General features: G+C 47.6%; 6 protein-coding genes. 5 read left to right on the plus strand and 1 reads right to left on the minus strand.

Annotation, left to right across the window (positions count from 1 at the left end; genetic code table 11):
* Positions 1 to 52 precede the first annotated feature (52 nt).
* Together GCU44_RS16280 and GCU44_RS16285 are read left to right on the plus strand one after the other, a co-directional pair.
* On the plus strand, positions 53 to 814 hold the full coding sequence (locus tag GCU44_RS16280) for a 3-keto-disaccharide hydrolase (protein ID WP_154857723.1): 762 nt from the start codon (positions 53 to 55) through the stop codon (positions 812 to 814).
* 150 nt (positions 815 to 964) lie between these two features.
* Positions 965 to 2,308, plus strand: coding sequence for a Gfo/Idh/MocA family protein (locus GCU44_RS16285; protein ID WP_154857725.1), 1,344 nt, complete (start codon positions 965 to 967; stop codon positions 2,306 to 2,308).
* A 41-nt stretch (positions 2,309 to 2,349) separates the two neighbouring features.
* On the opposite strand, the gene GCU44_RS16290 is transcribed toward GCU44_RS16285, so the two are convergent.
* The gene (locus tag GCU44_RS16290; RefSeq protein WP_092178735.1) at positions 2,350 to 2,793 is read right to left on the minus strand and encodes a peroxiredoxin; all 444 of its coding nucleotides are present in this window, start codon (positions 2,791 to 2,793) and stop codon (positions 2,350 to 2,352) included.
* Positions 2,794 to 2,943: 150 nt separating this feature from the next.
* Here GCU44_RS16290 and GCU44_RS16295 point away from each other — a divergent pair, with 150 nt between their 5' ends.
* From GCU44_RS16295 to pncA, 3 genes are read left to right on the plus strand one after another with little or no spacing between them, the layout of a single operon-like run.
* On the plus strand, positions 2,944 to 3,768 hold the full coding sequence (locus tag GCU44_RS16295) for a DMT family transporter (RefSeq protein WP_154857749.1): 825 nt from the start codon (positions 2,944 to 2,946) through the stop codon (positions 3,766 to 3,768).
* Positions 3,769 to 3,826: 58 nt separating this feature from the next.
* The gene (locus tag GCU44_RS16300) at positions 3,827 to 5,308 is read left to right on the plus strand and encodes a nicotinate phosphoribosyltransferase (protein WP_154857727.1); all 1,482 of its coding nucleotides are present in this window, start codon (positions 3,827 to 3,829) and stop codon (positions 5,306 to 5,308) included.
* Positions 5,298 to 5,930 (plus strand): bifunctional nicotinamidase/pyrazinamidase, encoded by a 633-nt coding sequence (gene pncA / locus GCU44_RS16305; RefSeq protein ID WP_154857730.1) that lies wholly within the window; start codon positions 5,298 to 5,300, stop codon positions 5,928 to 5,930. Before GCU44_RS16300 ends, pncA begins: the two co-directional genes overlap by 11 nt.
* Positions 5,931 to 6,062: the final 132 nt, after the last annotated feature.

Genomic DNA, 6,062 nt, shown 5'->3' on the forward strand with positions numbered 1-6,062 from the left:
GTTTCAAATAGCTTAATTTGATCCTTTGAAAAACATAAACTTAAGAAAACCTATGAAATGTACATGCGCACCCTTGCTGTTACTTTTGGGGTCATTTGCTCCCCTCAGCCTCTTGGCTCAACAAAACGAAACCAAATTGCCACCGCAGGCAACCGAGTTTTACGAACCGCAGGTCAAGGTTGTTAGTCCCGGAAATGAAAATCACCTGCCTCCGGCAGATGCCATGGTATTATTTGGTGGCAGCGACCTCAACGCCTGGGTGAGTGAACGGGATGGAAGTTTTCCCAAGTGGACGGTCGAAGACGGTATTCTAACCGTTGCGCCGAAGACTGGCGGTATCAAGACCAAGGAGGCGTTTGGTGACGTGCAAGTCCATATTGAATGGCGTGCTCCGGAGGAAGTGGTCGGAGATGGGCAGGGAAGAGGCAACTCCGGATTTTTCTTCATGGGAAAATACGAATTACAAATACTGGATTCCTACAACAATGAAACGTACTCTAACGGGCAGGCTGCCAGTATTTACAAGCAGCACCCCCCTCTGGTCAACGCCATGCGGGCTCCCGGCGAATGGAATACCTACGATGCAGTATTCACCGCTCCCCGGTTCGACCAGAATGGAATGCTGATCGCTCCCGCGAGAATCACCGTGTTTCACAACGGTATCCTGGTGCAGAACAATGTGGAACTCAGGGGACCTACGCAGTACATTGGCATTCCACACTATGTATCCCACCCCGAAAAATTACCCTTTCATATTCAGGATCACAGCAATCCGGTAAGCTTTAGAAATATCTGGGTTAGAAAATTGGATTAATTGAATTCCCGACAATTACCCATCACGACAGCAAATCTCAGCTTGAGGCAGGACGCTACCGATACCCGGAGCTACCCTATCGTGCATGCGAAGATTCATACGCTGTCGATCGTTAGGTATGTAGCAATTCAAAAAAACACGTATAAACACATGAAATCACGACGAAACTTTATACAACGCTCACTTCTGGCTTCTGCCGGTATGGCTGCACTTCCCTCTGCGCTTTCCGCGATTCCCCTGGGCGAATCGAGACGTACGATCGGCGCCAATGACCAGATCAATTTTGGACTCATCGGATGCAAGGGCATGGGCTGGTCAAACATGAACAGCCACCTGTTGCTTCCAGAGGTGAATTGTATCGGACTGGCAGATGTGGATCAAAGCGTGCTGGACCAACGAACAGAGGATATGTACAAGCTCCGGGGAAAAAGGCCCAAGCAATACAAGGACTACCGGCAGATGCTGGAGGATCCGGACATCGATGCGGTAATCATAGGCACCCCCGATCACTGGCACTGCCTGAATCTAATCGATAGCCTGTCTGCAGGAAAACATGCGTATACAGAAAAGCCACTTGCCAACAGCATCGAGGAATGTAACCTGATGGTGAAAGCCACCGATCGGTACGGTAAGTTGGTGCAGGTAGGGCAGTGGCAGCGAAGTGGGTCCCAATATGCACAGGCCATCGACATGGTAAAATCGGGGAAGCTAGGCAACATACGGCTGGTGAAAACCTGGGCCTATCAGGGTTGGATGAAGCCGGTCCCTGTCCAACCCAATGCTCAACCACCTGCTGGGGTGGATTACAAGATGTGGCTGGGGCCTGCTCCGGAAAGGCCGTTTAATCCCAATCGGTTTCATTTTAACTTCCGCTGGTTTTGGGATTATGCGGGAGGCCTCATGACGGACTGGGGCGTGCACGAAATTGACATTGCACTGTTTGCTATGGGCGTAAGCGCACCCAAATCCATCATGGCGTCCGGAGGCAAGCTGGCGTATCCCGATGACGCTTCGGAGACGCCGGATACCCTGCAGACGGTGTACGAATACGATGGATTCAACATGCTTTGGGAGCACGCTACCGGAATAGATGGAGGCAATTACGGAACGACCGAAGGCATTGCCTTTATCGGTAATAACGGGACTCTGGTTGTTAATCGGGGCGGCTGGAAGGTAATTGCGGAAACAGAAAACGTAAATGGCCAGCGAAAAGAGAAAATAGAAGCCATGGAACTGGTGAAGCCGGAAGGAAATGCGCAGCGTATCCATTGCAAGAACTTTGTAGAAGCGATCAAAGCAAACGACCCTTCCATGCTCAACTGCGGGATCAAAACAGGTTCCGTAGCGGCAATCAACGCACACATGGGAAACGTTGCCTACAAGTTGGGCGAAAAGATCTACTGGGATTCGGAAAAAGGGCAATTCACCAGTAACAAAGCTAACAAAATGATCAAAGCGAGCTACAACAACGGGTGGAAGCTACCCACGGTGTGATCCTACAGGAAGAAAGGGAGAAATTTCCCCCTTTCTTCCGATTAATAGTTTTCCAGCATGCGTTTTATATGCGCTTTTGCATCCAGCATGTCTTGGAATACATCCTTTATTTGATGGTTTTGATCCAGCAGATAGGTGATTCGCTTGGGGATCCGTATCAGCGGAACAAGGGCATCGTAGGAAGCGCAAACTTTTCCCGAGCTATCGGACAATAGTTCGAAGGGCAAGTTGTGGGTTTTTTTAAACCGCTGATGTGTCGGTATATCGTCCCTGCTAATACCGATGACGGGGAGATCCAGGTCCCGGAAATCTTCGAATTGATCCCGGAATTCACACGCCTGGGCAGTACACCCACCGGTAAAATCCTTTGGGTAAAAATAAATGACACAGGGCTTGCCAGATAGATCTTTTGATAAGGAAAACAACTTACCAGATGTGCTTGGTAAGGTAAAGTCGGGTGCTTTTTGTCCAATCTTTAATCCCATAATTTTTCTTAGAGAACAAATTATGGGGAAATAAGTTTAAAAATGGTGGTTCGTTTTCATGTCAGGGCCAAATGCGCTAGTTTTGGCATGTAATGGAATAGTGCGCACCCATCTAAACTACTTGTTTTGAGCAATGAAAGTGCCCGGCACATGCTGCTGGCTGGATTTTTTTTCGCCTTGATGAACGTGACAGTCAAGTTCTTGCCACACATTCCTGCTATAGAAATTATCCTTTTTCGCTCAATTTTTAGTTTCGTGTTTAGTTATTTACTACTAAAAAAGCAGCAGGTGCCCGTGTTGGGGAAAAACAAAAAGCTGTTGATCCTAAGAGGTGTGGTCGGATCCATTGGCCTGATCACCTTTTTTTACACGCTGCAACACATTCCACTGGCCAGCGCGGTGACCATCCAGTATCTCGGGCCGGTTTTTACCAGTATTTTGGGAATCTTCATTGTCAGGGAGCGGGTGCGACCGATCCAGTTTTTTTACTTTGCAGTAGCGTTTTCCGGGGTACTCATGATCGAAGGGTTTGACCCCAGAATCGAGCCGCTGTTTTTAGGTATTGGGATCGTTTCCGCGCTATTTTCCGGACTTGCTTACAACGTGATTCGGAAATTGAAAAACACCGAGCATCCCGTGGTTATTGTTTTTTATTTCCCATTGGTTACCATTCCCATAGCCGGATTGGTTAGCTATTTCTTTTGGGTTGTACCGCAGGGTTGGGACTGGGTATTGCTGTTGCTGATTGGTGTTCTTACCCAGTTTGCTCAGTACTACATGACCATGGCCTACCAAAATGCAAACCTGGCAAAAGTTGCCAGTCTGAATTACGTAGGAATCATCTATGCGCTTGGTTTTGGTTTCGTATTGTTTGACGAGACCTACAACGTGTGGACGTATGGAGGGATGTTATTGGTGCTTTCCGGGGTCATTTTGAACTTTCTTCATTCCCGGGCGCCAGCCACAAATAAATAGGATAAACCATGGCATAAGCCATTGAATCCTGTAAATTTGAATTTTATTTGTGCCTTTTATGAAAATCACCAAAGATCTTTACCAAAGTTCGCTGACTTTGCTGACCGATTATTACCAATTTACAATGGCCTATGCTTACTGGAAGGCTGGCAAGGCAGAGGAGGAAGCGATCTTTAACCTGTTTTTTAGAAAAAACCCCTTTCAAAGTGGGTTTACCGTGGCAGCCGGTCTCGATTACATCATCGATTATTGCCGAAACATGACTTTTGCGGACAAAGACCTGGCGTTTTTAGCAGATATGGTCGATAGCAACGGTCGGCGGGTTTTTGAGCCTGGATTTATTGACTATTTACGGGAGATGACCTTCAGTTGCGATATCGACGCAGTGGAAGAAGGAGAGGTAGTTTTTCCAAACATGCCACTGGTTCGGGTCAGGGGGCCATTGATTCAGTGTCAGCTATTGGAGACCCCCTTATTGAACATCATTAATTTCCAAACGCTTATTGCTACGAAAGCATCGCGTATCGTACTGGCTGCAAACGGGGATCCCGTGATGGAATTTGGCTTGCGACGGGCCCAGGGAATTGACGGGGCCTTGGCTGCGAGTAGGGCCTCGTATATCGGTGGCTGTGCCTCTACGTCTAACGTGATGGCCGCCAAATTATTTGATATTCCGGTTTCGGGTACACATGCCCATAGCTGGATCATGTCCTTCGGTAGCGAAATAGCAGCTTTTGAGGCCTATGCCGAAACATTCCCGGACAATACCATTTTATTGGTCGATACCTATGATATCGTACAGGGTGTAAAAAACGCCATCACTGTTGCCCGAAAACTACGAGATAGCGGAAAGCAGCTAAAGGGAATTCGTATCGATTCAGGCGATTTGGCGTATTTCAGCAACCTGGCGCGAGAGATGTTGAATAAGGCGGGTTTTCCAGAAGTGAAAATTGTAGCCAGCAATGATTTGGATGAGCACATTATCACCTCGCTCAAGATGCAGGAGGGTTCCATTGATATATGGGGGGTTGGAACGAAATTGGTTACGGCATACGAGCAACCGGCGCTTGGAGCGGTGTACAAGCTTTCTGCATTAAAAAACCAACAGGGGGAGTGGGTACCGAAAATAAAATTGTCCCAACAATCCATAAAGATAAATATTCCCGGATACCATAACGTGATGCGCTTTATGGCAAATGGGAAGGCCATGGCGGACATGATTTACCTGGAAGGCGGCAAGCATGGCAACACGGTGACCATTATCGATCCCATTGATCCTACCCGGAGAAAAAAGATCTCGGTTGAACATGCAGAAACCGAAATCCTGCTAAAACCCATCTTTGCAAAAGGCGTAAAAGTATACCAACGGCCAAGTATTCATCAAATTCGGGAGCGTGCACAAAGGCGGCTGGCGGCCTTCGATAAAACACACAAACGACTGATCAATCCGCACATTTACCCGGTTGGCCTGGAAGCTGGTTTGTACGAATTCCGTACTTCCCTCGTGTTGAAATTAAAATCCCTGGACAATGGAGATTGATCGTAAAACCAGTGCATTGATTATCGTGGACCTGCAGTACGATTTTTTACCGGGAGGGGCCCTGGCTGTTTCCGGCGGCGATACCCTTATCCCGATTGTCAATCGTTTGCAACAAAAGTTTGATTTTGTCGTGGCCACGCAGGATTGGCATCCGGAAGATCACAGCAGTTTTGCCGCCAACCATCCCGGTAAAGCAATAGGTGAATTTATCGAATTGAATGGCGTTAGTCAGGTGCTTTGGCCGGTTCATTGTGTACAGGGATCCCACGGAGCGGCCTTTCACACAGCCTTGCATACCGATTCCTGGCGGAAGGTTTTCCAAAAAGGCACCCGTCCACAGGTAGATTCCTACAGTGGTTTTTTTGATAATAACCGTCAAGGAGATACCGGATTGGGGGCCTATTTGCGTACGCATGGGATTAAACAGGTATTCATCTCGGGACTCGCGGCGGACTATTGCGTAAAGTTCACGGTGATGGACTCCCTTTCACTGGGTTTTGAGACCTATCTTGTAGCAGACGCAACCAAGGGTGTAAATCTCTCGCCCGGCGACACGGAAATTGCGCTTCAGGAAATGAAAAACGAGGGAGCTATACTGGTAAAATCTACCGAGTTGGCCTGAAAACGAGCAAGCCTACCGCTGGCAACTAGTGTCAAGTTAATTATGATATGACGTATTAATTTTGTACCTTTAAAAGAAACTATGAAGAGGTACACTATTAAATTATTGAAAGATGAGGTTGATGAACTCATG

Source organism: Cyclobacterium xiamenense (assembly GCF_009467825.1).
Classification (GTDB): Bacteria; Bacteroidota; Bacteroidia; order Cytophagales; family Cyclobacteriaceae; genus Cyclobacterium; species Cyclobacterium xiamenense.